The sequence below is a fragment of the Streptomyces silaceus genome, assembly GCF_001419745.1.
Taxonomy (GTDB): domain Bacteria; phylum Actinomycetota; class Actinomycetes; order Streptomycetales; family Streptomycetaceae; genus Streptomyces; species Streptomyces silaceus.
Genome location: NZ_LIRJ01000705.1, coordinates 1 through 1,591, shown reverse-complemented (window position 1 = coordinate 1,591; position 1,591 = coordinate 1). Strand labels below are relative to the sequence as shown.

Annotated in this window: 2 protein-coding genes; both read left to right on the top strand. The window is 77.1% G+C overall.

What is annotated here, in order from left to right:
- The first annotated feature begins 81 nt into the window (after positions 1 to 81).
- Positions 82 to 912, top strand: coding sequence for an EamA family transporter (locus tag AOK22_RS38875; protein WP_055703328.1), 831 nt, complete (start codon positions 82 to 84; stop codon positions 910 to 912).
- Between the two features lie 74 nt (positions 913 to 986).
- The gene (locus AOK22_RS38870) at positions 987 to 1,529 is read left to right on the top strand and encodes a hypothetical protein (protein ID WP_244165288.1); all 543 of its coding nucleotides are present in this window, start codon (positions 987 to 989) and stop codon (positions 1,527 to 1,529) included.
- Positions 1,530 to 1,591: the final 62 nt, after the last annotated feature.

The window sequence follows — 1,591 nt, the reverse complement described above, 5'->3', positions numbered from 1 at the left end:
GGCGTACGAGGCGGTGGCCCTGAGGCGGGAGGGGGACGGGGTCGTGGCCCCGAGGTGGGCGGAGGCGGACGGCGACGTGGCGTGGCGGCGCGGGGCGCCGTCGTGTTCGTGCTCGCGCAGATCGTCAGTCTGCAACTCGGTTCCGCCGTCGCCAAAGGTGCGTACGGGCAGGTCGGGCCCACCGCGCTCGCGGGGATGCGGCTCGGCTTCGCCGCGCTCGTCCTGTGGGTACTGGTCCGGCCGCGCCTCACCCGGCTCACCGCGCACCAGTGGTGGGCCGCGGCCGGTCTCGGTGTCGTCCTCGCGGGCATGAACGCCGCGTACTTCCAGGCGATCCGGCACCTCCCGCTGGGTGTCGCCGCCACCCTCGAACTCCTCGGCCCGCTCACCCTCGCGCTCCTCCTCGCCCGCAGGGCCGCGCACCTGCTGGCCGGGCTGCTCGCCCTCGCCGGGGTGCTGCTGCTCGCCGTGCCCGGCGGCGCGCTGTCCGGCGCGGGCATCGCGGCGGGCGCGGCGGCGGCGCTCTGCCGGGCCGGGTACGTGGTCCTCAACCAGCGGGTGGGGCGGCTCTTCCCCGGCTGGGACGGGCTCACCGTGGCCCTCGGGATCGGGGCCTGCCTGCTGGTGCCGGTGGCGGCGGTGGCCGACGGGCGGTCCGTCGCCGCGCACCCGCACGTCCTCGGCACCGGGGTCCTGGTCGCGCTGCTCTCGTCGCTGATCCCGTACTCCCTGGATCTGCTGGCGCTGCGGCGCATCGGCGCGCGCGGCTTCGGCGTCCTGCTGGCGCTCGGGCCCGCCGTGGGGGCCGGAGTCGGGTTCGCGGTGCTGGGGGAGCGGCTCGGGCCGCGCGAGTGCGCGGCGATGGCGCTCGTGGTGGCGGCCGGGGCCTGGTCGGTACGGACAGGGGAATGACGGGGGGAAGTGGCGGGGGGCACGCCCCTGGACCCCGCCGTCGGACGGCGGGGACGGCTCGGCATGATGGGTCGATGAGCGAACTCAGCGACATGCGACCGCAGGTGTGGCCCGACCTGCCGGAAGCCGTCGACGTGGAGCGGCTGAACGGCCTCGCGGAGGAGCATCACGCGCGTGCCGTAAGGGCGTTGGGGACCCGCGAGGCCGGCGGGCATCTCGTGAAGGTGTACGCGGTCGAGGTGCCGGGGCGGACGGTGACGGAGCGGGAGGAGGCGACCGCGCTCGGGCTCGCGCGGCCGCATCTGGAGCTCGGCCGGGCGCGCGGCTCGCTCGGCCTCGCCGTGCTGATCGTGCACGCGGGCGGCGACGGCGACTACGTCCTCGTGCACACCTGGATCGAGGGGTACATGTCCGACCTCGCCGTCTTCGTCGGCCCCGCGGGGCGGCCGGACCAACTCCGGCCGGGGCGGGCCGGGCTGGCGCCCTGCGTCTGGGAGGCCGCCGTCCTCGCGCACGAACGGGACGCCTTCGCGCGCCGTGTGCTCGACGGGACGGGGCCGATGGCGGAGCGCCTCGCGGCCTGGCGCGTGGACGTCGTCGAGGGGGAGGCCCGCTGACCACGGGGGCCTCCGGCTCCGGTGCGCTTCAGCGCTCCCCGGCCGTCCCGCCGCCCGCAGCG